28 protein-coding genes and 1 other annotated feature are annotated in these 24853 nt (G+C 45.2%); of the genes, 26 read left to right on the forward strand and 2 right to left on the reverse strand.

What is annotated here, in order from left to right:
* The first annotated feature begins 38 nt into the window (after window positions 1–38).
* The 7 genes from GC096_RS28890 to GC096_RS28920 all read left to right on the forward strand — a co-directional run bounded on the left by GC096_RS28890 (window position 39) and on the right by GC096_RS28920 (window position 5279).
* Window positions 39–1544, forward strand: a complete 1506-nt coding sequence (locus GC096_RS28890; RefSeq protein WP_171635160.1) for an alpha-glucosidase/alpha-galactosidase — start codon at window positions 39–41, stop codon at window positions 1542–1544.
* Between the two features lie 131 nt (window positions 1545–1675).
* Window positions 1676–1993, forward strand: a complete 318-nt coding sequence (locus GC096_RS28895; RefSeq protein WP_057314467.1) for a cupin domain-containing protein — start codon at window positions 1676–1678, stop codon at window positions 1991–1993.
* A gap of 51 nt (window positions 1994–2044) precedes the next feature.
* Entirely contained in the window at window positions 2045–2371 is a 327-nt protein-coding gene (locus GC096_RS28900) for an L-rhamnose mutarotase (RefSeq protein WP_171635161.1), read from the forward strand.
* 173 nt (window positions 2372–2544) lie between these two features.
* Window positions 2545–3471 carry a prenyltransferase gene (locus GC096_RS28905; RefSeq protein WP_171635163.1) on the forward strand — a complete coding sequence of 309 codons (927 nt, stop codon included), beginning with the start codon at window positions 2545–2547 and terminating at the stop codon, window positions 3469–3471.
* A 30-nt stretch (window positions 3472–3501) separates the two neighbouring features.
* Window positions 3502–4230: a DUF6081 family protein gene (locus tag GC096_RS28910; protein ID WP_171635165.1), complete on the forward strand. Its 729-nt coding sequence runs from the start codon at window positions 3502–3504 to the stop codon at window positions 4228–4230.
* Between the two features lie 120 nt (window positions 4231–4350).
* A complete protein-coding gene (locus GC096_RS28915; RefSeq protein ID WP_171635167.1) occupies window positions 4351–5109 on the forward strand; it encodes a C1 family peptidase in 759 nt (252 codons plus the stop codon).
* Window positions 5110–5138: 29 nt separating this feature from the next.
* Window positions 5139–5279, forward strand: coding sequence for a hypothetical protein (locus GC096_RS28920; RefSeq protein WP_056609849.1), 141 nt, complete (start codon window positions 5139–5141; stop codon window positions 5277–5279).
* 165 nt (window positions 5280–5444) lie between these two features.
* Here GC096_RS28920 and GC096_RS28925 read toward each other — a convergent pair whose 3' ends face one another.
* Window positions 5445–5651, reverse strand: coding sequence for a DUF1657 domain-containing protein (locus tag GC096_RS28925; protein ID WP_171635169.1), 207 nt, complete (start codon window positions 5649–5651; stop codon window positions 5445–5447).
* Window positions 5652–5843: 192 nt separating this feature from the next.
* Here GC096_RS28925 and GC096_RS28930 point away from each other — a divergent pair, with 192 nt between their 5' ends.
* From GC096_RS28930 to leuS, 18 genes are all read left to right on the forward strand, one after another.
* Window positions 5844–6704, forward strand: a complete 861-nt coding sequence (locus GC096_RS28930; RefSeq protein ID WP_376769531.1) for a DUF421 domain-containing protein — start codon at window positions 5844–5846, stop codon at window positions 6702–6704.
* Window positions 6705–6728: 24 nt separating this feature from the next.
* Window positions 6729–7199, forward strand: a complete 471-nt coding sequence (gene spoVAC, locus GC096_RS28935; protein ID WP_171635171.1) for a stage V sporulation protein AC — start codon at window positions 6729–6731, stop codon at window positions 7197–7199.
* Between the two features lie 4 nt (window positions 7200–7203).
* On the forward strand, window positions 7204–8223 hold the full coding sequence (spoVAD, locus tag GC096_RS28940; protein ID WP_171635173.1) for a stage V sporulation protein AD: 1020 nt from the start codon (window positions 7204–7206) through the stop codon (window positions 8221–8223).
* Window positions 8220–8570, forward strand: a complete 351-nt coding sequence (spoVAE, locus tag GC096_RS28945) for a stage V sporulation protein AE (protein WP_171635174.1) — start codon at window positions 8220–8222, stop codon at window positions 8568–8570. Before spoVAD ends, spoVAE begins: the two co-directional genes overlap by 4 nt.
* Window positions 8571–8921: 351 nt before the next feature.
* Window positions 8922–9881 (forward strand): AAA family ATPase, encoded by a 960-nt coding sequence (locus GC096_RS28950; protein WP_171635175.1) that lies wholly within the window; start codon window positions 8922–8924, stop codon window positions 9879–9881.
* A 4-nt stretch (window positions 9882–9885) separates the two neighbouring features.
* Window positions 9886–11172, forward strand: a complete 1287-nt coding sequence (locus GC096_RS28955; protein ID WP_171635176.1) for a DUF58 domain-containing protein — start codon at window positions 9886–9888, stop codon at window positions 11170–11172.
* Complete coding sequence (locus GC096_RS28960) at window positions 11165–13396, forward strand: DUF4129 domain-containing transglutaminase family protein (RefSeq protein ID WP_171635178.1); 2232 nt, start codon at window positions 11165–11167, stop codon at window positions 13394–13396. Before GC096_RS28955 ends, GC096_RS28960 begins: the two co-directional genes overlap by 8 nt.
* A 60-nt stretch (window positions 13397–13456) precedes the next feature.
* Window positions 13457–14233, forward strand: a complete 777-nt coding sequence (locus GC096_RS28965) for an alpha/beta hydrolase (protein ID WP_171635179.1) — start codon at window positions 13457–13459, stop codon at window positions 14231–14233.
* Between the two features lie 91 nt (window positions 14234–14324).
* Complete coding sequence (locus tag GC096_RS28970) at window positions 14325–14819, forward strand: YqeG family HAD IIIA-type phosphatase (protein ID WP_171635181.1); 495 nt, start codon at window positions 14325–14327, stop codon at window positions 14817–14819.
* A gap of 9 nt (window positions 14820–14828) precedes the next feature.
* Complete coding sequence (gene yqeH / locus GC096_RS28975) at window positions 14829–15944, forward strand: ribosome biogenesis GTPase YqeH (protein ID WP_171635183.1); 1116 nt, start codon at window positions 14829–14831, stop codon at window positions 15942–15944.
* Between the two features lie 17 nt (window positions 15945–15961).
* Window positions 15962–16825, forward strand: a complete 864-nt coding sequence (aroE, locus tag GC096_RS28980; RefSeq protein WP_171635184.1) for a shikimate dehydrogenase — start codon at window positions 15962–15964, stop codon at window positions 16823–16825.
* Window positions 16826–16845: 20 nt separating this feature from the next.
* Window positions 16846–17139 carry a ribosome assembly RNA-binding protein YhbY gene (gene yhbY / locus GC096_RS28985; RefSeq protein ID WP_171635185.1) on the forward strand — a complete coding sequence of 98 codons (294 nt, stop codon included), beginning with the start codon at window positions 16846–16848 and terminating at the stop codon, window positions 17137–17139.
* 12 nt (window positions 17140–17151) lie between these two features.
* Window positions 17152–17739: a nicotinate-nucleotide adenylyltransferase gene (gene nadD, locus GC096_RS28990; RefSeq protein ID WP_171635186.1), complete on the forward strand. Its 588-nt coding sequence runs from the start codon at window positions 17152–17154 to the stop codon at window positions 17737–17739.
* Complete coding sequence (gene yqeK / locus GC096_RS28995) at window positions 17729–18301, forward strand: bis(5'-nucleosyl)-tetraphosphatase (symmetrical) YqeK (RefSeq protein WP_171635187.1); 573 nt, start codon at window positions 17729–17731, stop codon at window positions 18299–18301. Before nadD ends, yqeK begins: the two co-directional genes overlap by 11 nt.
* Window positions 18302–18320: 19 nt before the next feature.
* Window positions 18321–18668 (forward strand): ribosome silencing factor, encoded by a 348-nt coding sequence (gene rsfS / locus GC096_RS29000; protein ID WP_028557974.1) that lies wholly within the window; start codon window positions 18321–18323, stop codon window positions 18666–18668.
* The gene (locus tag GC096_RS29005; protein WP_171635188.1) at window positions 18665–19561 is read left to right on the forward strand and encodes a CvfB family protein; all 897 of its coding nucleotides are present in this window, start codon (window positions 18665–18667) and stop codon (window positions 19559–19561) included. Before rsfS ends, GC096_RS29005 begins: the two co-directional genes overlap by 4 nt.
* Window position 19562: 1 nt before the next feature.
* Window positions 19563–20324 (forward strand): class I SAM-dependent DNA methyltransferase, encoded by a 762-nt coding sequence (locus tag GC096_RS29010; protein WP_171635189.1) that lies wholly within the window; start codon window positions 19563–19565, stop codon window positions 20322–20324.
* A 73-nt stretch (window positions 20325–20397) separates the two neighbouring features.
* Window positions 20398–20641: a binding site (T-box leader), on the forward strand.
* An 80-nt stretch (window positions 20642–20721) separates the two neighbouring features.
* Entirely contained in the window at window positions 20722–23181 is a 2460-nt protein-coding gene (leuS, locus tag GC096_RS29015; RefSeq protein WP_171635190.1) for a leucine--tRNA ligase, read from the forward strand.
* Between the two features lie 27 nt (window positions 23182–23208).
* On the opposite strand, the gene comER is transcribed toward leuS, so the two are convergent.
* Window positions 23209–24039, reverse strand: a complete 831-nt coding sequence (gene comER, locus GC096_RS29020) for a late competence protein ComER (RefSeq protein WP_171635191.1) — start codon at window positions 24037–24039, stop codon at window positions 23209–23211.
* A gap of 193 nt (window positions 24040–24232) precedes the next feature.
* Here comER and GC096_RS29025 point away from each other — a divergent pair, with 193 nt between their 5' ends.
* Window positions 24233–24847 carry a ComEA family DNA-binding protein gene (locus GC096_RS29025; RefSeq protein ID WP_312886366.1) on the forward strand — a complete coding sequence of 205 codons (615 nt, stop codon included), beginning with the start codon at window positions 24233–24235 and terminating at the stop codon, window positions 24845–24847.
* The last annotated feature ends 6 nt before the right edge of the window (window positions 24848–24853 follow it).

A 24853-nucleotide genomic window follows, 5' to 3' on the forward strand; every position in this document is an offset into this window, starting at 1 on the left:
TGTGAAACATAGACGAAGTGATAGAGAGGGCGATATATATGGCATTTAAGGTGGCATTCATTGGCGCAGGCAGTATTGGATTCACACGTGGACTACTTCGAGATTTACTAGCTGTACCCGAATTTCACAATATTCAAGTGGCTTTTACAGACATTAATCCACACAATTTAGAGATGGTGACGGAACTATGCCAACGTGATATCCACGAGAATGGCTTATCGATTCAGATCCAAGCGACAACGGATCGCAGGGAAGCATTAGAAGGTGCCAAATATGTGCTTTGCACGATACGTGTTGGCGGTTTAGAGGCGTTTGCAACAGACGTAGATATTCCTTTGAAATATGGTGTGGATCAATGCGTTGGTGACACATTGTGTGCGGGGGGCATCATGTACGGTCAACGTGGTATTTCTGAAATGCTGCGCATTTGCCAAGATATTCGCGAGGTCGCTGCCACAGATGTTACATTGTTGAATTACGCGAACCCGATGGCTATGCTGACTTGGGCATGTAATAAATACGGTGGTGTACGCACGATAGGCCTGTGCCACGGTGTACAGCATGGCCATCATCAAATCGCAGATGTTTATGGGTTGGATAAGAAAGACGTGGATATTATTTGCGCTGGTATTAATCATCAAACCTGGTATATCCAAGCTTCCCATGAGGGGAAGGATTTGACAGCAGGCTTATTAGAAGCATTTGAAAATAACGCCGAATATGCACGAACAGAGAAGGTTCGTATTGATATGCTCCGCCGCTTTGGCTACTATAGCACGGAGTCCAATGGACATTTGAGTGAGTATGTTCCTTGGTATCGGAAACGGGCAAGTGAAATTGGGGATTGGATTGATATGGGGTCTTGGATTAATGGTGAAACAGGCGGATACTTACGTGTTTGCACGGAAGGGCGACGTTGGTTTGAAACGGATTTCCCGAACTGGATGAAGGATCCCGCATTCGTCTATGCGAGCGAGAAGCGCAGCGAAGAACATGGTTCTTACATTATTGAGGGCCTAGAAACAGGTCGCGTCTACCGTGGACATTTCAACTTGGTGAATAAAGGTGTTATTTCGAATTTGCCGGATGATGCGATTATTGAAGCACCAGGCTATGTCGATCGCAACGGCATCTCGATGCCGCATGTTGGTGATCTGCCATTGGGGCCAGCGGCGGTATGTAATGTCAGCATTTCTGTTCAGCGTTTAGCTGTAGAGGCGGCTGTACACGGGGATGATAAACTGCTGCGTCAAGCCTTTATGATGGATCCTCTAGTTGGAGCCGTATGCAATCCGAAGGAAATTTGGCAAATGGTTGACGAGATGTTGGTTGCACAAGAGGCTTGGCTGCCGCAATATAGTGCGGCGATCGCTGAAGCCAAACAGCGTCTTGCAGCAGGGAACCTCATTCCGACGCGTGACTATGAAGGGGCTGCTCGTGTGAAAGTGAAAACGGTCGCTGATATGCAGCAGGATCGAGAAGCCGCCAACAAGAACGCAGGGGAAGCTGACAAAGGGAAGGATCGCGCGAGTACTACAGCGTAAGGTTCATTTATTTTCAAGTATGTTCATTTGGGTGCTAATCGGATATAATTAGTGAGTAAGTGAAGGGCCGCTTGCGGTCCTTCTTTTTCATTTCAGGATGGAAGCGGTTTATAACGAAAGGGGAAAGTCAGATGTCTAATATTGGCGTATGGGAAGCGGCAGAACCAGGCGTAACTCGCTGTATTTTGAAAGCTGAAGTCGGTTTAATGATGATGGAGGTTCACTTTGAACCTGGGGCTATCGGCTATCAGCACAGCCATGTTCACGAACAAATGTCGTATTGCTTGAAGGGTAAAATCGAATTCACAATCGATGGCGTCGTTACTGTTATTGAACAGGGCCAAACGATTTATATACCTAGTGGAGCTAAGCATGGTGTTACCGCATTGGAAGACTCTGCACTTTTAGATGTATTTACACCGATTCGCGAAGATTTGGTAAAAAGATAACCAGTTGCTTCTGCAACTCTACCATATAAGAAAAAGGAAGGGTTGATCCTTATGCAAAATAGCGGTAAGTTTGCTTGGACATGGACGATTCGCGAAGAAGATCTTGAGGAATATGTGGCGATGCACTTGGCGCCTTGGCCAGAAATTATGGAAGAGCATAGTAAAGCAGGATTTCGAGATTACTCCATTTTTCAAAATGGTGCACAATTTTTCTATGTATTCTTGTGCGATGATATCGATGCTGCTTTCGCTTATCTGGCAGAGAGTGATGCATGTAATCGGTGGAATGCCATTACGTCCAAAATGGTTGTAGGCTCCTTCGATTTCCGTGAAGCCGTTCCGATTACGCCGATGCGTGAGGTTTTCTATCTGAAATAAGTTGTTATGGAAGAAGGATGACTAGAGATTATTCTAGCATCCTTTTCTCATTTTCCGACTATTGACAGAGATGGCATACCGTGGTTTTAGGGGAATTGAAACCTACTTGAAGTACTACTAGGATTGGGATAGTATGAATAGCAGAGCAATTTTTGTTGAAAGGGACGTGAGAAATGAATAACCTCAACTTAAGTTTATTATTAAAAGCATCACGATTTCGGGTTATTCCAGTCATGGTTATTCCTGTCGTTTTAGGTGGATTAGGAGCAATCGTATGGAACGATACCTTTCATCCTATCTTATTTGTGCTAACCTTCATAGGGTCAATTGCTGCGCACTTATTCTCGAATATGATTAATGACTTATGGGATTTTCGTAATGGCATTGATACAGCAGCTAAGGAAACAGCTTCAACAATCTCGACCAATTCAGGTTTTCTAGCCAATGGCACTATAACAGAGCGAACGTTTAGTTTTCTGACATGGTCATTATTTGCTGTTGCTCTTATTTGTGGTCTTATTTTAAGCATAAGCAGCGGCTGGCTCGTACTTGTTTTCGGAGGTTTAGGTGCTTTGATTGCCTATTTCTATGTGGCACCGCCTATTAAATTTGGTTATCGCGGCAAAGGGTATAGCGAGATTGCTATTTTGCTTTCATTTGGCATTCTACCAACGTTAGGAAGTTATTATGTGCAGACTATGCAAGTCGATTATCGACCGATATTGCTAGCTTTGCCGATCGGCTTATTGACGACATTAATTCTATTTAACCATCATTTCCTTCATTGGAAATCAGATCAAAGTGCGGGTAAGCGAACGCTGGTTGTTGTCTGGGGCGAGAAAAAAGCACTCCTATTCTCCAAATGTTTATTCGTACTCTCTTATTTGGCTTTAATAATGTGCGTGGTTATGGACGTTTTTCCTTACTATGCCCTGCTTGCTTTAGTGACAGCCGTTCCATTTTATCGGGTATATGGTAATTTGAAGTCGGAGAATCCTTCTCCAGCCTATCTGCCATTAATGGGTGCTTCCTTAAAAGCAACAAACAGAGGCGGCTTGATCATGATGCTGGCTTTGGTCATCCAAGCTATTTTGCAATGAGAATATAACAACAAAGTGAGGTCATAAGCGATGAGCAAACAATTTACAATAGGTGATTTTCATACCATCTTATCTGAAGGCGAAGTTTGGAAAATAGGTGGGTTCCCGATGCCAGATGGGTCCTTCTGGGAATTCAGAGAGCCCAATGCGACGATTATTGTTCGAAATGGCATTCTATATGCACGTGCGCCGCTTAGCCGCAAAAATGACTATGTACAATTTCTAGATAACGCAAAGCATATGTATTATTCGGCTCAAGACGTTGAAGTGCCTGAAGAAGGAGGAATTTCCTTCGAACTTCAAATCCGTGCTCGTACGCAGAACACAGAGCCGAACGATTTATATGATGGCTTTGTCTCCTTGAACTTGCTTGATTTTACGACAGGCGCTGCGCTGGATTTCTTTGCTGGCAACGATAAATATGCGAGTGTATACGCCGTTCTTCCTTTCCCTGGTGTACAAGTTCCTGAGACGGACAAAACGCGCTTCTTCTGTATTTTCAAAGAGGAAACGAATTTCCAACCACGTGAATTCAATACGTACAAAATTACGTATCACCGCGGCAATGACGAAGTCATTTTCTATGTGAATGGTGTGGAAGTGCGACGTGAGAAGCATGTACCGATCAAATTCAATCGCTTCACAGTTGCCCTTGGCATGATGACGGAGAAAGATTTGACACCACAGGGCAGTGTCTCCTTGCATGGACAGACGATTATCGGCGAGTGGTCGCCTGTAACAGTTACAATAACGGAATAAGAAGGCATACATGAAAGAGCTCGAACTTCGTTTCTGAAGTCGGGCTCTTTTTTGCACGCTCCTGCCTATGGGTGAATACACTGGAGTACTCAGCGATTAGGCTTCTTAGGAGGTACAGGTATGCGGAAATATACAGTCAAGCAGGACCCTCGCGATTTTCGTGATTTCACATACAGAAGTGTCAATTATATTCGGGAATCTCAATTGCCGGGTCAAATCGATTTACGGAGCAAACTCTCTCCGATTGTTAACCAAGGTTCTTTAGGCTCCTGTACCTCGAATGCCATTGTAAGTGGATTGCGAGAGTATTGGCTGTTAAACGAAGAAGAGAACGCAACAAGACTATCTCGTCTTTATCATTACTGGCATGAACGCGAGTTAGAAAATACGGTAAATCGCGATGCTGGGGCGACGATCCGTGACGGAATGAAAGTGTTGCACAAAACAGGCGTATGTCCAGAGGAAGTATGGCCGTATCAGACTGCAAATTTTAAAGAGACACCGAATTATCAAGCGGAGTCTCTTGCTAGGTATTATCGTATTGAAGGCTATCATCGCATTCATGATTTAGCAGGGATGAAGGCTGCGCTCGCGGATGGCTCGCCTGTTGTATTTGGCATTTGGATATATGCCTCATTTGAGAATAAGACAGCTTCTAAAACAGGGAAAATCCCGTATCCCAATCGGAAAAAGGAAAGTCTTCTTGGCGGTCATGCGCTGCTTGCAGTTGGCTATAAGGATGGTAAGGAAAAAGGGAAGGGTGTCATTATTGCACGAAACTCATGGGGAACCGCATGGGGAGATGCAGGATATTGTTATATTCCTTATTCTTTTTTCAGAAATAAATCACTGACCTTTGATTATTGGACTGGTAAATAAATATGTCTTATTAGAGGAGGCTTATTGTGATGATGAGTGTGGAAGATGCGAACAAGATCATTGCTTTCTTATCAGCAGCCTATTTCGCGACCTCAGATCCGGAAGCACAGAAGGAATTTAATCGATTAGCGAATGAAGTGAGGAAAGCTTCAGGACAGCCGCCGCAATGAGTATCAGAAGGAATTTCAATGAAACGAGGGACGGCACTTATGCCAAAGGACCAACTGAAACTGCTCATTCTCATTTTATTTGTATTGCTAATCCTATTTCTTAGTTTGTTTTTATAAAAAAGAATAAACAGCCGCGGCGAGTTCTTCGCAGCGGCTGTTTGGCGATTAAAAGCCTTTATATTGCGGCTCTTCATTTTCTAACTGTTGGACGCGATTGGCAACTTGATCAACGATTTGCTGGGTCGACTGGGCCGCAGTCTCATATAATTGCTTGGCCTCTTGATTTTGTGTGCTTAGGGCGAAGGTTTCAAGACTGGCTTGGGCACTTTTTAAAGATGCCAAGGTGGTTTTAACGTCTGATGCTACTGTCATATCGTAAACACTCCTCTTTTGTGATCTTGCAATAGAACAGCTGCATGCCATCTGCTCAGGTTTGCGGTTGTTAATATGCCCGTTATATAAGCAGCTCATGTTAACAAATAAATCCAATTTAGAGTAATAATAGTTAGGGGGCAAATGACACATAATGTAGGTATTGAAAGTTGAAGAAAGGGGAGGAATGATGTGCCGGAATGGCTACTTATTGCGGTCCGAGCATTAAGTACCTTGATGTTTCTGTTTGTATTGACGCGGATTCTAGGTAAAAAACAAATTTCTCAGCTGACTTTCTTTGAATATGTGATTGGCATAACACTTGGGGATCTGGCTGGGAACATTTCGACTGACGTCGAAGCAAATTATTTTCATGGTGTTATTGCGATTCTAATATGGGTGCTTGTGCCATTAATGCTGGAAATATTGACGTTAAAAAGCAAGACTCTTCGAGTATGGTTCGAAGGCAATGGCAGAGTTCTTATTAAGAATGGCAAGATTCTAGAAGATAATTTAAAGAAGGAACGCTACACAGGTGATGAATTACTCGAACAGTTGCGTACAAAAGGTGTATTTCGGGTGGCGGATGTGGAATTCGCGATGCTGGAATCAAGTGGTGATTTGAGTATTCTTTTGAAGAGTGAGAACCAACCGCTAACCCCAAAGCATATAGGGCTAAAGCTGCCCATAGAGAAACCAACTCAAGACGTTATGATGGACGGAGTTATTCAAAATGAACCCTTAGCTGCGGCCGGGAAAAGTAGAGGCTGGCTGCAATCAGAGCTTGAAAAAATGGGTGTGGCGAAAGAAAATGTATTTCTTGGACAAGTCGATACACATGGTGAATTATCCGTTGACCTTTTTGATGACAAGATAGTCGTGCCGGCAACTACCGAACGCCCTGCCGTACTTGCGTGCTTGAAGAAATGTGAAGCAGATCTGGAGTTGTACTCGTTAACGACGCAGAATTCTGAGGCTAAGATGATGTATGAAACATGTTCCATGCAGCTAACTCAAATTATCCAGCAGGTACATACGATTCTCAGAGCTTAGGTTTTGAGGGAATAGGAGTAAGTCATGCCTAACAACAAGAAGAAAAACTTAACGATGACACAACAGGAGTATCAGAAATTAGCTAAGCAGCAGGAACCCAAAAGACCTGTACTTAAAAATTGTGGCAGAGCCTTTCTCGTGGGTGGGACAATCTGCTTGATCGGTGAATGCTTTATGCATATGTTTATTAATTATTTTGGTTTTACAGAGAAGACTGCCGGCAATCCGACCGTTGCTGTCATGATTATTATCTCGGTTATTTTAACAAGCTTTGGTATTTACGACAAAATCGCACAGTGGGCAGGTGGCGGAAGCTCTGTCCCCGTTACTGGTTTTGCGAACTCACTTTGTTCCGCAGCCATTGAGCATCGTGCTGAGGGACTTGTGCTTGGTGTTGGCGGTAATATGTTTAAATTAGCTGGTTCAGTTATTGTTTTTGGAACTGTGGCGGCCTTTTTTGTAGGCATTGCACATCTGATCTTCACGGGGGGCTGACGAGATGCTAAAGGGACACCAAAGTTGGCTTTTCGAGAATCGGCCTGTCATTCTTTCAACAGGCACGGTTGTAGGTCCAGACGAAGGAAAGGGACCGCTCAATGAAGATTTTGATATCGTCCACGGTGATTTGACTGTAGGTCAAAAGACGTGGGAAAAAGCTGAGAAAGCGTTGCTGGAGGAGGCAGCTCAGCTTGCAATGAAGAAAGCCGGCCTGACCGACGGCCAAATCCAGTTCTATGTTGGGGGAGATCTGATGAATCAGATCATCTCCAACACGTTCGCTGCGCGGACACTGAATATCCCTTATTTAGGGATATTCGGTGCTTGCTCCACGTCGATGGAAGGGCTGGCGCTAGCCGCCCAATTAGTAGACTCTGGCGCAGCCAACTATGTCATGGCTGGCACGTGCAGCCATAACTGCACGGCGGAGAAGCAATTCCGTTATCCGACGGAATATGGATCTCAGAAGCCGCCGACGGCGCAGTACACCGTCACTGGCGCTGGGGTGGCCGTGCTAGGGAAGACTGGTGACGGCCCTGTCGTCACCGCGGCTACGATCGGACGCGTCGTGGATATGGGGATCACGGATCCGTTTAATATGGGCGCTGCCATGGCACCTGCCGCTGTAGATACGATCCAAACACATTGCCGTGAATTGAATCGCGACCCTTCCTATTACGATCTTATCGTGACGGGGGACCTTGCATCGGTGGGGATCAGCATTGCACGTGAGCTCTTTCACAAGCATCATTTCCCAATCGAACAGACGACCTATAGTGATTGTGGATTAATGATCTTTGATCGAGAAACGCAAACCGTCCAAGCAGGGGGGAGCGGTTGCGGTTGCTCTGCGACAGTTACCTATGGGCACTTATTAAAACGCATGGCAAAAGGAGAGTTGAAACGAATCCTCGTTGTCGCAACAGGAGCCTTGCTTTCACCGATTTCATTCCAGCAAGGTGAAAGCATTCCCTGTATCGCACATGCTGTTTCCATAGAGTCTGGAGGTTTATACGTATGAGCTTTTTTTGGGCATTTGTTGTTGGAGGGGCCATCTGTGTTCTGGGACAACTATTGATGGACGTTGGCAAATTAACACCAGCCCACACCATGAGCACGTTGGTTGTGCTGGGTGCCATTGCCGATGGCTGCAATTTATATGAACCGTTGATTGCCTTTGCTGGTGCCGGTGCAACGGTGCCGATCACGAGCTTCGGGAATGCGCTTGTTCATGGGGCTCTGGAAGAGTTGCATAAGGATGGCTATATAGGCATTATTACAGGGATTTTCAAGGTGACCAGTGCGGGGATATCTGCCGCGATCATCTTCTCCTTCCTAGCAGCCTTGTTTGTGAAACCGAAGGGTTGAAGCAGGTAGATGTGAAAGGCTAAACATAAAGTAAAAAAGACGCCGAGTGGCGTCTTTTTTACTTTATGTATGGAGATGCGGTGGTGGACTTTTGAAATTGTTTTGGGATTGCAACCATGGCTCTTTTATGTGGTTAATTTTAACAAATAACTTTAGAGGATTTACAAGTATACGGAAGAAAAACTTTCCTGTAAACTAGATTTACGTACATTTTGTTTGTTTTCTGAGCAAAACAGAAGATGAAGCAGGTTCGTACAATAAAGCGATGTTTACGCATACAAGCTTTCGACAAAAACTCAGTAATGCTTTCGAAGCAAGATTTGCAAGCAAAACTCTAAGGAGGATCAACACATGGAAACTGCCACCCAGCATCATGTAGAAGTACTAGCTAGGCTGAAAGCAAATTTAGAATCATGTATTCTTGGCAAAAGTGCCGAAATTGAATTGTTGCTTACTGCGATGTTGGCAGGTGGTCATGTTCTGCTTGAGGATGTTCCAGGGACAGGTAAAACTGTACTCATTAAAGCGCTGGCGAAGTCTATTAATGGTCAATTTCGCCGTATTCAATGTAACCCGGACTTATTGCCAACGGATATAACTGGCGTATCTATATATCACCCCAAAAAAGAGGAGTTTCTTTTCCGATCGGGGCCGATTATGACCAATATTTTACTTGTTGATGAGATTAACCGTGCGACAACCAAAACACAATCAGCTCTTCTGGAAGCGATGGAAGAACAACATATTACAGTTGATGGTGATTTGCATGAACTCCCATCTCCGTTCCTTATGCTAGCAACTCAGAATCCAATTGATTTTGAGGGAACGTATACATTGCCAGAGGCACAATTAGATCGATTTATGATCAAGTTGAGCTTAGGCTACCCGAGTGAAGCTGCCGAGAAAATGATGATAGCTTCCCAAAGCAAGGCACATCCGATGGAAGCGCTGCAAGCCATTGCGGATACGAAGCAAGTGCTTGAAATTCAAGAGCAGGTTCGCCAGGTGCATTTGGATGAAGCTGTGGCTGATTATTTAGTTACCATTTCGAGAAAAACACGCGAACATCACGCGGTCTTCCTTGGTGCGAGTCCAAGGGCTACGCTCTCGTTGGTATTAGCCTCCAAAGCCTATGCCTTCTTACATGGTCGCGATTATGTCATCCCAGATGATATTAAATATTTAGCTCCTTTTGTACTGGGTCACCGTATGATCCTTCAAATGGAAGCGCGTATGGATGGTGTCAGCATTGCCTCTGTACTAGCGACGATTTTTGAGCAAGTACGGGTTCCGGTTAGATTGGAGAAGTGAGCCTATGAAACGACCGGTATTCAAACGATTCGGGGAACTCACCCGGCTTCCGGCACCTTTTTGGCTACTTGTAACTTGCTTGGCAGCTAGCTTGTTATTCATGCTATTTCAAGGTGGCAAGCTGGCTTCAATGTTATTCATTACGATGACTTTTTTAGCTATCTATTTGCTTTCAGGGAATTGGAGTGGTATCAGACGTGTGCAAGGGACTCGAAAGATTACCAATGCAACCGCAGAAGCTAAGCTGGAAGCAGGACAATCTTTACAAATCCAACTTGGCGTCCAAGTACCAGGTTATTGGCCAGTTCCCTACGTAATGATTAAAGATCAGCTTATACGTCAGAATGGGGACGAATCTGTTTTTGAAGGATCTATCGTTCCAGACTGGAAACGTCGGGGTGAGTTCACGTATAGCACGCCTCCGCTTCGGAGAGGGTACTATCGTTTTGGAGAAACCGAATGCTTAACCGAGGATATTTTCGGCTTCTTTCAGCATAAAGGTCGATTAGATCTGCAACAACCGATAACTGTGTATCCCCAAACCGTTACGATCCGCGAATGGGCGCAATTTCATCAAATGCTCAAAGGTATGCAGCATCACTCAACGGCGACGAGTGCACACCGGGAAACGACTCAAATCAATGGTGTTCGTGAATACATTTATGGTGATCGGCTTTCACGTATACATTGGAATGCGACAGCGAAGACGGGAACTTGGAAGTCGAAGGAGTTCGAGCGTGAATCTTTGCCGAAAACCATCGTGTTACTGGACCGAACCGCTCGCGCTTACCGAGATGCGGCTGAGTTTGAACTAGCCGTGTCTGTTGCGGCTTCCTTGTTCCGATACGGAACAGGACGCGAAATGTCGCTTGGTTTACTGTCAATCGGCAAGGAATTTACTTATTTTGAACCGAAGCACAGTCAGCATCATTACAAGGAAATTGTTAAACATCTCGTTGGTGTTGATGCAGATGGGTACCAGACGCTCAGCCAGATTTTGAAGGAACGCTCACAGGATTGGCCTGCAGGCAGTTTAATTGTGCTCATTTCTCCGCAAAAGGGGAGTGCGATGCTGCAGATGTTTCAGCAAATGGCACTTCTTCAAATGAAGCCATGTCATATTTGGGTTCATACCCAAGCAGAACAAGCTCTCGGCCCACAAGGTGTGGAACATATCTCTGCTCATGAGGATTATATTAAGGCCATTCGCTCACAAGGCTATATGGGGTATGAAGTAAGTCAATTAACGGACTTGCCTAACCTCTTGGGAGGGGCGAAACGGTATGCCTAACACATGGTGGAGCAGAATTCTTCTCAAGGATTGGGCATTGCGCGTATCTGCGATATTCGTGGGGATATTCCTTTACCAATTTCTGATTTGGATTATGAAAGAAGATGGTTTGTGGCTTCCAGAGACGGTTTCATTCGTTACCTGGACCTTAGTACTTACTACAGCGACCTACTGTATTCCCAAAATAAAAGACAGTTGGCGAGGATTTCTCCAATTCGTTCTTATCATCTGGTTCCATGGTTTGGGCATGGGTTACCATTGGGTAGCCGTACATATTACAACATGGAAAGAGGCGCTTCGCTTCATTGGACTTAACGCGGGGCAGCTAGAACCGTATATTTGGTTTAGTTTGGGAGCATGGATCATTTATTTATTCGCAATGTGGTCCGTTCAATCCAGGTTCCGTATTGTCGTCCTTATCTTTGTTAGTATTTTGTTTTTTGCCGTTCGTGATTCTTTCAGTATGATTTTTCTTTGGCCGCAAGTGGCGATGATTATGCTTTGTGGATTTCTGCTTTTAATTGTGAGACATTTCTCCCAATTGAAGAAGAAAGCGCCAGACGTGTGGGAAACGATTTCCGATTATCCGTCTTCATTCACCGTTCCTATTCTTATCTTAATTGGTGTGATTACGTTAGCAGGTGTTTTCGCTCCGACAGTAAATCCCATACTGACAGACCCTTACACCGCGTGGAAAGTGAGTCGTGGGGAAACGGTGCCGTTGCTTGGCAAAGGAGTTAGCATTGCCACATCGACCGCAGATGCCTCATCCGGCTATAGTCGAGATGACAGCCGCCTCGGTGGCGGATTTCGATTTGATTACACACCGGTGATGACCGTTGAATCTACCAAACGAACGTACTTCCGTGGGGAAACCCGATCGATGTATAATGGTAAAGGATGGGAGCTTGGACCAACGGAGAAGAGATTGCCTGCGTATCGGGTGAATTTGAATCCGTTACCGCTTGATCCACGATTTGATGTATCCCAATTGAAAACGCAAGAAGTTACGCAAAGTGTTGTGATGGATCGAGATGAGGCTTTCCCGGTTATATTCGGGGGCTATGCCATTCAGAAAATCGTGGAAATCAATCAAGGTGAGAATCCATTTCAACGCATCATTTGGACACCGCGACAATCGGAACTTCGATTCACGGGACGGTCTAATTATCCGAAAGACTATTCAATTGTTGTCCAAGAGCCGATTCTAGAGGAAGATCTACTGCGGCAATCGCAGCAAGATTTTACCAACAAACCAGAGTGGGCAGAATACCTGCAAGTTCCTGTAGATTTACCCGAGCGAGTGAAGCAGTTAGCGCTAGATATTACGAAATCTGCGACGAATCCTTATGATAAAGCAAAGCTGGTTGAGAAGTATTTATCCGAACATTTTCCTTATACGAATACACCGGATGAAACGAAAGGGAAGAGCAAGGATTTCGTGGATCGATTCTTATTCGAAGTGAAGCAAGGATATTGTGACTACTATTCGACGGCAATGGCTGTCCTCACACGATCACTTGGCTTACCTACTCGTTGGGTGAAAGGATACTCCTCTGGCACTTCATCGGTTGCTGACGACATTCGAGAGCAGGGTTTCTTGAGCCAGTTAGGAACAACGCTTGATCTAAATGGCGCTGGCACATATACGGTACGTAACTCAGATGCTCACTCTTGGGTAGAAATTTATTTTGAAGGCTTTGGATGGATTTCTTTCGAGCCAACCTCCGGCTTTGTGTTGCCTAATGTGTTCCCTGAAGCAGCGCCAGTTGTAGAAGATTTAACCACAGACACAGAAACGAGTACATTGCCTGAAGAAACGACAGAAGCAGCAAGTTTCACTTGGCTCTGGCTGACATTAAGTGGTGTAGTTGTCGCAGCACTTCTTACTGTTGCTGCATTCTTCTTCGTAAGAAGCGAGACGTGGCATAATTGGCGTGCACGCAGGAAACAGCTGCAGGTCGTGAATTTTAATCAGAAAATTATCGTTGAATTTGAACGAATGCTTCGTGCTTGTCGTCGTAAAGGGTACACGCGATACGAATATGAAACGGTGCGCGAAGCAACGACCAGGTGGTCGACGCAGAGCAAGTGGATGAAGAAAGAGCTGGACGCATTAATTGAACTGTTCGAACGTGCCAAATACAGTCAATTAGCTGTGTCTGAAGTCGAATATCAACAAGCGAACCAATTAATTATCCGTGTAAAAGAACAAATAAAATGATGAACTGAAGCCACTCTCCCCACAAGGAGGGTGGCTTCCTATGAGAGGAGATTTATTCAAATGGCGTTTATCGATTGTCATTTTCATTCAGAATCCCTAGGTGTTGCAGCTTCCATGCATGTCATATTACCTCAAATTGCCAAAAGTCAGATTGGACTAGCTTCGCATGCTTTTGGTGGGAAGCACCCTACTTTATTTTTGTTGCATGGATTGTCTGATGACCACACCATATGGATGCGTAGAACGTCCATTGAGCGCTATGCATCTCAGCATGGTATTGCGGTGGTTATGCCAGCTGTAAATCGCAGCTTTTATGCTGATATGGCGTCAGGTCCGAAGTATTGGGAGTTCGTTAGTGAAGAATTACCTGTGTTAGCAAGATCCTTCTTTCCTTTAGCCGAAGAGAGAGAGCTGAATTACGTGGCAGGACTGTCTATGGGTGGATATGGCGCGATGAAGTTGGCACTTTCGCATCCCAATCGTTATGGAGCGGGAGCGAGCTTATCCGGTGCCGTAGATATTGTTGAGCGTGCTACTGCGTTTCCGAATGACTTTCAATTGATTTACGGCGATGTGTCGACGGTTAAAAATAGCCCAAATGATTTATTCTATCTCGCTAATCAGCTTGTTGGTAGTAAACAAGAGCAACCTAAGCTCTATCAATGTTGTGGCACTGAGGATTTTCTGTATGAAGATAACATTCGATTCCGGGATTATTGCCTTGCACAAGGGCTGGAAATTACCTATGAAGAAGAGTCCGCCACGCATGAATGGGGATATTGGGATCGCAAAATTCAACACGTTTTGAATTGGTTGCCGTTGCCAACAAGAGACTAGGGAGAAAATATGTTCTTTTCTTTTTGCAACAAACGAGGCACTATGATATAGTTTCACGTATATGTCAAGGAAGCAGTTGGAGGGAATTTGTTTGCTGAAAAAGCTTGTACCCAGACAGTCTGTTCATACAATTTATGATATTGATGCCAATCACCTGTGGGGATTCGGTATTCGCGGAATTATAACGGATCTTGATAATACACTTGTCGGTGCAGCTGATCCACATGCGACACCTGAGTTAATAGAATGGCTGAATCATTTGCAGCAGATCGGCTTCAAAGTAGTCATTGTGTCGAACAACCATCATCACCGGGTGTCGACCTTTGCTAAGCCACTGGGCATTCCGTTTATTCACCGTGCCAAAAAACCGACGAATGCTTCCTTCCATAAAGCGATGAAGTTGCTTGGAACGAATGCGCGACAGACGACTGTTATCGGGGATCAAATGCTGACAGATGTGCTGGGCGGCAATCGAATGGGGCTATACACGATCCTCGTTCAACCTATCTCAAGAAAAGATGAAGGCTTCTTCACGAAAGTGAACCGCCAAATTGAGAAATGGGCTCTAGCAAGGATGAAGAAATAGGGAGGTTTCATGAGTACAGAAACAATACAACATTGTGCGGGTTGCGGCATTGGGCTGCAAACAGAAGACAAAAGTAAGCTGGGCTTTATTCCAGAGGCTGCCTTGCAAAAGGAACCTTTGATTTGCCAGCGCTGTTATCGGATTAAGCATTATAATGAGTCTTCGAGTATTACCCTTCAACAAGATGACTTCCTGAAATTATTAGGACATGTTGGTCAAACGAAGGCGTTAGTCGTGAAAATCGTGGATATTTTTGATTTTGAAGGCAGTATGATTAGTTCGCTTGCCCGATTCATTGGCAATAATCCCGTTTTACTCGTGGTTAACAAAATTGATTTACTTCCGAAAGTGACGAATGCCAACAAGATCATCAACTGGGTGCAGCGCAGAGTCAAGGAAGAGAATCTCAAGGTTGTTGATATCGTGTTATGCAGCGCGAAGAAAAACATCGGTTTCGATCGTGTTATTTCGGCTGTACAAGAATATCGTGGCAACATGGACGTGTATGTGGTTGGTGCTACGAACGTAGGGAAATCGACGCTCATTAATCGTCTGATCAGTGATTACAGTGATCTGGAAGCTGAGTTGACGACGTCTCAATATCCGGGAACTACGCTTGATCTAGTCAAAATCCCATTGGATGATGGTCACTTCATTATTGATACGCCTGGGATTGTGTACAAGCATCGTCTTACGGAGGTAGTGAAGAAGCGTGATTTAACGCCACTCATGCCGGACAAACCGCTGAAACCAATGGTATTTCAACTTAATGAGGGACAAACCTTATTTTTTGGTGCGTTAGTTCGTTTTGATTTTATTCAAGGTGAGCATCAATCCTTCACGATATACACGTCGAATGCCATTCAGATTCATCGTACGAAGCTAGAGAAAGCAGATCAGTTATATGAAGACCACAAGGGTGTCATGCTGACGCCTCCGGCACAGGCAGATCTTGAAGAGCTTCCGAAGCTGGTCAAACATCCGCTGCACATTCCGAAGGGGAAACAGATGGATGTGCTGATCTCTGGATTAGGCTGGATTAAAGTGAATAGTTTAGCAGGCGCTGCTCTTGCTGTACATGCACCGAAAGGTATCAAAGTCATTACACGGGAGTCGTTGATTTAGGGGGACATAGGGAGATCATGGAGAAACCAGTGACGCCGATCGATAGTCATACAGTTTTGTACGGGGTTTTCGGGGATCCGATCAGGCATTCTCGTTCACCGATTATGTTGAATCGTGCTTTTCAAGAAGCGGGCATTAATGGTGTATATGCAGCTTTTCACGTTAAGCCAGAAGCGCTTGGGGAAGCAGTCCGGGGAATTAGGGCACTAGGATATCGCGGAGTGAATGTGACCATTCCACATAAAGTAGATGTCATGAACTATCTCGATGAGATCGATGAGGGAGCTTTGATCGTTGGCGCAGTGAATACCATTGTGAATGAGAATGGGAAGCTCAAAGGCTTTAATACGGATGGGATCGGATATGTTCGTTCTTTGAAAGAAGAGACGGGCATCGAGCTCAAAGGTAAACGAGTACTTGTACTTGGGGCAGGCGGCGCGGCGAGAGGTGTGGCTTATGCACTTGCGAAAGAAGGTGCGAGCTGCATTTATATCGCGAATCGTACCAAAGAGCGTGCAATCGAATTGGCAGCTACGATAGGTGCATTTACCGAAACCGTTGGTTTAGGGATGGATGAGCTGGAGAACGTTGTGGACAATGTTGAATTCGTGTTGAATACGACGTCGGCAGGTATGCATCCGAACGTAGACGAGCTCCCATTACCGCTTCACCTGCTTCTACCGCATCACCTCGTTAGTGATCTTATTTATAACCCGCGGATCACGAGATTTCTTCGTGAAGCGGAAGCAATTGGCGCGCGCATTCATGGCGGGCTTGGCATGTTTATTTATCAAGGCGCATATGCCTTCGAGTATTGGACGGGAACCCCTGCGCCGGTTGCGGCGATGAGACAGGTGGTAGAACAGTCATTAACTGAATAAGAATGAATAGAGGGACATCCATGTTAACAGGCAAACAGAAAAGACATTTGCGCTCTTTGGCGCACCATGTAGATCCAATTTTTCAAGTAGGTAAAGGTGGCGTAAATGATCATTTAATTCGTCACATCCAAGAAGCTATTGAGGTGCGTGAATTGATCAAAATTACCGTACTCAACAATAGCGGTGAAGATCGCCAAGAAGTCGGAGCGGAATTGTCCGAGAAATCAGGCGCGGAGCTAGTTCAAGTTATTGGTAAAATCGTTGTGTTGTACAAAGAATCGCGTGACAATAAGAAGATTGAACTGCCGCGCTAATGAGGTGGACGTATGCTTGTCGGAATTATGGGAGGCACGTTCGATCCCATTCATACCGGTCATTTAATCGCAGCTGAACGTGCGAGGGTGGAAGGGTGCTTGGACGAGGTTTGGCTAATGCCAGCGAACGTCCCGCCGCATAAACCTAATGCCCCGAAAGGAACTAGCCAGCAGCGTTGGGAGATGGTTTGCCTTGCTGCAGAAGGCAATCCTTTTTTTCGTCCTATCGATATCGAAATTAACAAAGGCGGCGTATCTTATAGTATCGATACGATCGAGCTGTTGAAATCGCAATATCCGGACATCGCGTTCACTTACATTATTGGCGCGGATATGGTTCAGTATTTGCCGCAGTGGCATCGCATCGATGACATCGTGCGGCATATTCATTTTATTGGATTAGCCAGACCTGGTTATGAACTGGACTTGAAACAGCTTCCCGAACATATACGAAACCGAGTGAAGCTTGTTCCGATGCCCCTCGTTGAAATATCATCGACAGCTATTCGGGCGTTGAGACAGAAGAGGGATCCTGTCAGGTATCTTGTGCCAGATAAGGTTGGGCAATTCATGGAGGTGAATGGCTTATATGAAACGTGAAGACCTCATGGCAGCTGTGAAGGAGCAAATGCCGGAGCGGCGTTGGCAGCATACACTTGGTGTGATGGAAACGAGCGTTATGCTGGCTGAACGATTTGGCGGGGATGCGGCCAAAGCGGATGTTGCAGCGATTTTGCACGATTATTGCAAGTATTGGCCAACTGGGGAGCAAGCTAAGATTATTCGCGAGAACGATTTACCGCAAGATTTGTTAGTTTTCGATAAGGAGCTATGGCATTCACACGCAGGCGCTTTCATCGCGAAGACACAATTCGGGATCGATGACGAGGAAATTTTAGATGCGATTCGGTATCATACGTCTGGTCGAGAACAGATGACACTGCTCGACAAAATTGTTTGCTTGGCTGATTATATGGAGCCAGGTCGTGATTTTCCAGGAGTCGAACATATTCGAGAGCTGGCAAAGACGAGTCTTGAACGCGCGTTGATTGCCGGTTTTGACTCCACGATCAACTTCTTGATTTCCAAAGGAAAGCGCATTTATCCATTAACAATTCTGACACGGAATGATTTATTGGAACAAATACAACTACACACCTAATGACATGGAGGATGATTGCATGAGTAAAAACCCAGAAGAAATATTAGCATTCGTTGTTGAGGCAGCGGAAGACAAGAAAGCGGCAGATATCGTTAGCCTGAATTTGAAAGGTGTATCGTTAATCGCTGATTATTTCGTTATTTGTCACGGGAATTCGGAAACACAAGTTCAAGCGATTGCGGGCGAGGCTCGTAAAAAAGCACACGAACATGGTGTTCATATTCGAGGGTTTGAAGGCGTTGATACCGCAAGATGGGTACTGCTTGATTTAGGAGATGTTGTTCTCCACGTTTTCCATCGTGATGACCGTGAATACTATAACATCGAAAGACTTTGGTCCGATGCTAAAGTTGTGGAACGCGTATGAGAATGGAAGCAGGATCCCTTGTTACCCTAGAGGTAGCAAGGGAAGTTCCACCAAACGGCTTTTTCCTCACGGATGGCTATCAAGATTTTCTACTACCTTACGCGGAAATCGTAGGTAATCGAATTAGTGCGGGAGATAAAGTGGAAGTTTTCTTATTCCACGATACACAGGATCGAATCATGGCTACTATGAAACGTCCACTTCTGACCATGGGTCAAGTGGGGCTACTAGAGGTTGTTGATATTCATCCGCGTTTTGGCTATTTCTTAGAAATGGGCCTAGGGCGTCATCTGCTTTTACCATATCGCAATGTGCCTGAATTCGAAGATCTTCGTCCTCAAGTTGGGGACAAAGTGTTTGCAACGCTTGCACATGATCGCCAAGGTCGATTGATCGCCAAGCTGGCACTTGAAGAGGATTTGGCACCGCTTTGTGTGAGAGCTCCATCGAGCTGGACGAACCAATGGGTGAAAGCGCGCGTGTATCGCCCTCTGCAAATGGGTACATTTGTCATATGTGAAGCAGGAGTCCTAGGGTATGGCGTCATCGGTCTTATCATCCCACAAGAGCGTACACGTTTACTTCGCGTAGGCGAGCAAGTGGATGTAAGGATTGCTTTCGTCCGTGAAGAAGATGGACGAGTTAATCTATCCATGAGGCTACCTAAGGAAAAAGGACGCGATGAAGATGCAGATCGCATTCTTGAAGTGCTGCGTGAACGTCCAGGAAATGCGATGCCATTTTCGGATAAAACACAAGCTGATGTAATTAAAGATAAATTCGGACTAAGTAAGGCAGCCTTCAAACGTGCCTTAGGTAAACTTATGAAAGATGGGCTCATCTATCAGGAAGCAGACTGGACCTATCTGAAACAAGAGGAGACGCAAGGCTGAGATGAGTTACGAAAAATTCGCCTACACGTACGATCGCTTGATGAACAGCATGCCGTATGAAGACTGGCTTCGATTTATTAAAGAAAGTTTCGAACGGTTTGGTGTAAAGCCGGCAACGCTCGTTGATTTAGGTTGCGGAACAGGCAATTTGTCGATTCCATTGGCTGCTGAAGGCATCATGGTGACTGGCATTGATCTCTCCGAGGATATGTTGGCTGTCGCTGAGCAGAAGCATAGCGAACAGCCCAGCCAACTTCGCGGCGGTAGCATTCGTTGGATTCAGCAAGATATACGTGAATGGGAGCTTGGCGAGGAAGTGGATGTCGCGATCTCTTGTTGTGACAGCCTCAACTATTTACTAAAGGAAGAGGACATTGTAGATGCTTTCCGTCAAACATGGGCGGGACTCAAGCCAGGTGGGTTATTCCTCTTTGACGTACATCCGCCACAGCAATTGTTCGCCTATGCAGAATCGCAGCCTTTTTTTCTAAACGAAGACGATGTTGCTTACATTTGGACAAGCGAATTAGATGAGGAACGTGTTCAGATTGAACATGACTTAACGATCTTCGTAAAGGACAGCGGCCAGCAGGAAACCTTCCGTCGCATTGACGAAACGCATGAACAACGAGCGTATCCCTTGCAGTGGTTGGAACAAATGCTGATCGAGGTAGGTTTTCGTGAGGTGCATCAGGCAGCCGACTTTACGTGGGAACAACCAACAGAGAAGACAGAGCGAGCTTTCTTTATTGCGAAAAAATAATACTGATGATGGATTTGCCCACGGCTTGACAGTTCAGCATTATTTTACATATAATCAAAGCTAATCAGTTGTATGGAAAGCTTAGATGAGGAATAGTACCTTGTACAGCATCTTTCAGAGAGTCGGAGCTAGGGTGTGAGCCGGCAGATGTACGTCTTGAGAACTCGCCTCGGAGCTAGAAGGTGAACCGCCTGGTCCTTGATCAGATGCGCTAGCTGGATCGTCTCACCCGCGTTAAGGGGCAGAGTGAACACAGGTGAAGAACGCCTTGTGTTAACTAGGGTGGTACCACGGGAATTATACCTCTCGTCCCTAGCGATATCCGCTAGCGATGTGAGGTTTTTTTGTGCGTATTTGCATACATGAGCAGAGAGTAACTTAGGGAGGCATGGAAGGTATGACACAAGAATTGAAAGAAACCAAAGAACAACAAGGCTATAACCCACAAGCCATTGAACCGAAATGGCAGGCATACTGGGATGCGAAGAAAACATTTAAAGTATTGGAAAATTCGGATAAACCGAAATTTTATGCTTTGGATATGTTCCCCTATCCATCCGGTGCTGGCTTGCACGTAGGGCATCCAGAAGGCTACACAGCGACAGATATCGTTTCCCGTTTCAAACGGATGAGAGGCTTTAATGTCCTTCACCCGATGGGGTGGGATGCGTTCGGTCTTCCTGCTGAGCAGTATGCTTTAGACACAGGAAATGACCCGCGTGAATTTACAAAGAAAAATATTGATACGTTCCGCCGTCAAATTAAATCACTTGGTTTCTCTTACGATTGGGATCGAGAGATTAGCACGACGGATCCGGAGTACTACAAATGGACACAATGGATTTTCATCCAGCTATATAATAAAGGACTTGCTTACGTCGACGAAGTGCCAGTTAACTGGTGTCCGGCGCTAGGTACTGTACTCGCAAATGAGGAAGTTATTGACGGACTAAGCGAGCGTGGTAGCCATCCGGTTATTAGGAAGCCGATGCGTCAGTGGATTTTGAGAATTACGGAGTATGCGGAGCGTTTGCTTGAAGATCTTGAGGAGCTTGATTGGTCCGAAAGTATTAAGGATATGCAGCGTAACTGGATTGGGAAATCTACAGGAGCTGAGGTTCAGTTCGCGATCGAAGGCCATGCGGAGAAAAGCTTAACGGTTTTCACTACGCGTCCAGATACACTATTCGGTGCAACTTATTGTGTATTAGCGCCTGAGCATGAGCTTGTAGCACAGATCACAACAGATGCTCAAGCAGCTGCGATCAAAGAATATCAAGAGAAAGCTTCACGCAAAAGCGATCTGGAACGTACAGATTTGGCGAAAGACAAATCCGGTGTGTTCACAGGGGCTTATGCGATCAACCCAGTTAATGACACGAAAGTGCCAATCTGGATCGCTGATTATGTCCTTGGCGGTTACGGCACAGGGGCGATCATGGCGGTTCCAGGGCACGACCAACGCGACTGGGAATTTGCGAAACAATTTGATTTGCCAATTATCGAAGTGGTTCAAGGCGGAGATGTGGAGAAGGAAGCCTATGCAGGCGATGGCAAGCATGTGAATTCCGGTCCAATTGATGGATTGAACATTGAGCAAGGCATCAGCCATATGATCGCTTGGTTAGAGCAAAATGGCAAAGGCCGCGGCAAAGTAACGTATCGTTTGAGAGATTGGCTGTTCAGCCGTCAACGCTACTGGGGTGAGCCGATTCCGATTCTTCACCTTGAAGATGGCACGATGAAGCCAGTTCCTGTGGATCAATTACCATTGTTGCTTCCACAAGTGGATGAAATCAAACCGTCTGGTACTGGAGAGTCACCGCTTGCTAACGTTTCTGAATGGGTGAATACGATTGACCCAGAAACGGGTATGAAAGCTCGTCGTGAGACGAATACGATGCCACAATGGGCGGGAAGCTGCTGGTATTACCTGCGTTTCATCGATCCAAAGAATGATCAAGCCTTCTGTTCGGATGAGCTGCAAAAGCAATGGTTGCCGGTTGATCTCTACATTGGTGGGGCGGAGCACGCAGTTCTTCACTTGCTGTATGCGCGCTTCTGGCATAAAGTGCTATATGATCTTGGTTTTGTGCATACCAAAGAGCCTTTCCATAAGCTTGTTAACCAAGGGATGATTCTTGGCGAGAACATGGAAAAAATGAGTAAATCACGCGGCAATGTTGTGAACCCAGATGATATCGTGAGCGATCAAGGTGCGGATACACTTCGTATTTATGAAATGTTTATGGGACCATTGGAAGCGACGAAACCATGGAATACAACTGGTGTAGATGGGATCTACCGTTTCTTAAATCGCGTATGGAGATTGTTCGTTGATGACAACGGTCAGGTTCAAGCCAAAATTAGCGCGGATGAAACGCTAGGCAGCGATACATTTAAACGCACATGGCACCGTTCAATCAAGAAAATTACGGAAGATTTCGATGCGCTTCGCTTTAATACAGCGATTAGCCAAATGATGATTTTCGTCAACGAGGCTTACAAAACAGAGCGTCTACCACTTGAAGCGATGAAAAACTTCGTGCAAATGCTTTCCCCGATCGCACCTCACTTAGCGGAAGAGCTTTGGGAGAAGTTAGGTGGCGTGGAATCTATTACGTACGAAGCATGGCCAACTTATGATGAAGCATGGACCGTGGATAATGAAGTTGAAATTGTCGTGCAAATCAATGGGAAAATTGTTGATCGCGTGATGATTTCCAAAGATACAGATGAAGCAGCGATGGAGAAAATGGCTTTTGAACTCGACAAAGTCAAAGAAGCGACCGCCGGAAAGGCCGTTCGCAAATTGATTGTTGTAAAGGGTAAATTAGTTAATATCGTTGTAGGTTAAGACAACTAAGATTAAGCATTGAGAGGGCTATTGCTGCTTTAAGGTGAAAAGTTGCTCAGCCTTCTCAATGTCTTCTTCATATTTTGCATGTGTTGCACTAATGACTTGTGAGAAAACTCCGCAAAGCTCCTTTTCCAAAATACGCAAACCCTCTGCCGTAATGCCTCCAGGAACAGATACCCGCTTTTGTAAACTAACAGGGTTGAAGCCTCCCGTAGTAAGCAACTTTCCAGTACCTAACGTCATTTCACTTGCCAGCAATGTGGCCTCTTCAGCAGAAATACCCGTTTCCTCTACAGCCGCATCAATAAATGCTTGAATAAAGCTAGCTAGAAAAGCAGGCCCACAACTAGATAAATCTGATGAAATTCTCGTATAATTTTCGGATACACGTATGGGCGTAGAGATATGTGTGAAAATATTTTCAAGCCATTCTTTATCTTCAGGCTGCATGCGATTTCCATGAATACATAACGTAGCACCACTTAAAACGTAGTTCGTGATACTTGGTATGATTTTACTTATTTTAGCTGGTAAAAGACCTTCCAAATGCTTAATCAGAATAGGACTCGTAATGGATATTATAAATTGAGAGGAAAGCACGTCCTCTTTGATTTCATCAATAACCTTTTTGAATTCAGATGGTTTCACACATAAGAAAATCAAATCACTTCCACGCACGACTTCACGATTCGTTTCTGCCACGATCAAGCCAGGATAGTTCTCCGCAAGTAGTTCAACTTTACGTAATGTTCGATTGCTAGCAATAATTTGCTCGGGATTGAATGCCCCGGAATGAATGAATGCTTCAATCAGTATACTTCCCATACTCCCAGTACCGATGAATCCAGCTTTCATCAAGTGATCCCTCCCGATAAAATCAGTCTTTATACGAATACCAACCTATAATCGCGGTCGCTCAGCCATGGATGGCAAGGATAGAGGTCCAAGCATCGTCTCAATCGTATCGTGACTAGTTGTGTAGTCATTGGGACGCTTTTTCATGTATATGGCTGCTCAAACGCAAATATGCTAAGAAAGAAGGTAGTTTGTGGATTTTTTTGGAAATAAAATGAAGCGAATTGGGCTAATTCTTGGCGCTGTCTCGCTCTTTGTTTGGGTTGTGTGGCCTTTTCTACGTGGTGGACAGCCAACCATTCAAACAGCGTTCATGCCAATCAATACGCAGATGGAAGAGTTGCTTTTGCAAGGAGAAAATGAGAAAAAAGCGGCAGCTGGGAAATCTGTCCCCGTTGTTACTGCAAAACCAAAAGCAACACCAAAGGCGAATACGAGTGAATCATCGTCATCTTCAGAAGTGATATCTACACCCTCAAGTTCAACGGGAGCAATCACGCAAACTTCGCCTTCGCCTTCGACCTCGACCTCAGAGCCTCATCCAACCTCGGCTGTTAGTCCTGTACCTCCAGCAATAACTGCACCTCCATCGAATGAAGCACAGAAGGGGCTTTTAGATTTAAACACGGCTACGCTGGAGCAGTTAGATAAACTGCCTGGAATCGGTGAAAGTAAAGCCAAAGCTATTCTCGAGTACCGTATGAAAAAGGGACGTTTCAAGCGAGTCGAAGAACTCATGGATGTGAAAGGGATCGGAGAGAAAATGTTTGAGAAACTGAAAGGGTCAGTATTTGTAGGGCCAGTTTAGCATCGT

The organism is Paenibacillus plantarum (assembly GCF_013141695.1).
GTDB lineage: Bacteria > Bacillota > Bacilli > Paenibacillales > NBRC-103111 > Paenibacillus_E > Paenibacillus_E plantarum.

Excerpts from the sequence above, each read along its gene's own strand:
- GC096_RS28890 (WP_171635160.1), top strand. The coding sequence starts at position 39 with ATGGCATTTAAGGTGGCATTCATTGGCGCAGGCAGTATTGGATTCACA.
- GC096_RS28895 (WP_057314467.1), top strand. The coding sequence starts at position 1,676 with ATGTCTAATATTGGCGTATGGGAAGCGGCAGAACCAGGCGTAACTCGC.
- GC096_RS28900 (WP_171635161.1), top strand. The coding sequence starts at position 2,045 with ATGCAAAATAGCGGTAAGTTTGCTTGGACATGGACGATTCGCGAAGAA.
- GC096_RS28905 (WP_171635163.1), top strand. The coding sequence starts at position 2,545 with ATGAATAACCTCAACTTAAGTTTATTATTAAAAGCATCACGATTTCGG.
- GC096_RS28910 (WP_171635165.1), top strand. The coding sequence starts at position 3,502 with ATGAGCAAACAATTTACAATAGGTGATTTTCATACCATCTTATCTGAA.
- GC096_RS28915 (WP_171635167.1), top strand. The coding sequence starts at position 4,351 with ATGCGGAAATATACAGTCAAGCAGGACCCTCGCGATTTTCGTGATTTC.
- GC096_RS28920 (WP_056609849.1), top strand. The coding sequence starts at position 5,139 with ATGATGAGTGTGGAAGATGCGAACAAGATCATTGCTTTCTTATCAGCA.
- GC096_RS28925 (WP_171635169.1), bottom strand. The coding sequence starts at position 5,651 with ATGACAGTAGCATCAGACGTTAAAACCACCTTGGCATCTTTAAAAAGT.
- spoVAC (WP_171635171.1), top strand. The coding sequence starts at position 6,729 with ATGCCTAACAACAAGAAGAAAAACTTAACGATGACACAACAGGAGTAT.
- spoVAD (WP_171635173.1), top strand. The coding sequence starts at position 7,204 with ATGCTAAAGGGACACCAAAGTTGGCTTTTCGAGAATCGGCCTGTCATT.
- spoVAE (WP_171635174.1), top strand. The coding sequence starts at position 8,220 with ATGAGCTTTTTTTGGGCATTTGTTGTTGGAGGGGCCATCTGTGTTCTG.
- GC096_RS28950 (WP_171635175.1), top strand. The coding sequence starts at position 8,922 with ATGGAAACTGCCACCCAGCATCATGTAGAAGTACTAGCTAGGCTGAAA.
- GC096_RS28955 (WP_171635176.1), top strand. The coding sequence starts at position 9,886 with ATGAAACGACCGGTATTCAAACGATTCGGGGAACTCACCCGGCTTCCG.
- GC096_RS28960 (WP_171635178.1), top strand. The coding sequence starts at position 11,165 with ATGCCTAACACATGGTGGAGCAGAATTCTTCTCAAGGATTGGGCATTG.
- GC096_RS28965 (WP_171635179.1), top strand. The coding sequence starts at position 13,457 with ATGGCGTTTATCGATTGTCATTTTCATTCAGAATCCCTAGGTGTTGCA.
- yqeH (WP_171635183.1), top strand. The coding sequence starts at position 14,829 with ATGAGTACAGAAACAATACAACATTGTGCGGGTTGCGGCATTGGGCTG.
- aroE (WP_171635184.1), top strand. The coding sequence starts at position 15,962 with ATGGAGAAACCAGTGACGCCGATCGATAGTCATACAGTTTTGTACGGG.
- yhbY (WP_171635185.1), top strand. The coding sequence starts at position 16,846 with ATGTTAACAGGCAAACAGAAAAGACATTTGCGCTCTTTGGCGCACCAT.
- nadD (WP_171635186.1), top strand. The coding sequence starts at position 17,152 with ATGCTTGTCGGAATTATGGGAGGCACGTTCGATCCCATTCATACCGGT.
- yqeK (WP_171635187.1), top strand. The coding sequence starts at position 17,729 with ATGAAACGTGAAGACCTCATGGCAGCTGTGAAGGAGCAAATGCCGGAG.
- rsfS (WP_028557974.1), top strand. The coding sequence starts at position 18,321 with ATGAGTAAAAACCCAGAAGAAATATTAGCATTCGTTGTTGAGGCAGCG.
- GC096_RS29005 (WP_171635188.1), top strand. The coding sequence starts at position 18,665 with ATGAGAATGGAAGCAGGATCCCTTGTTACCCTAGAGGTAGCAAGGGAA.
- GC096_RS29010 (WP_171635189.1), top strand. The coding sequence starts at position 19,563 with ATGAGTTACGAAAAATTCGCCTACACGTACGATCGCTTGATGAACAGC.
- leuS (WP_171635190.1), top strand. The coding sequence starts at position 20,722 with ATGACACAAGAATTGAAAGAAACCAAAGAACAACAAGGCTATAACCCA.
- comER (WP_171635191.1), bottom strand. The coding sequence starts at position 24,039 with ATGAAAGCTGGATTCATCGGTACTGGGAGTATGGGAAGTATACTGATT.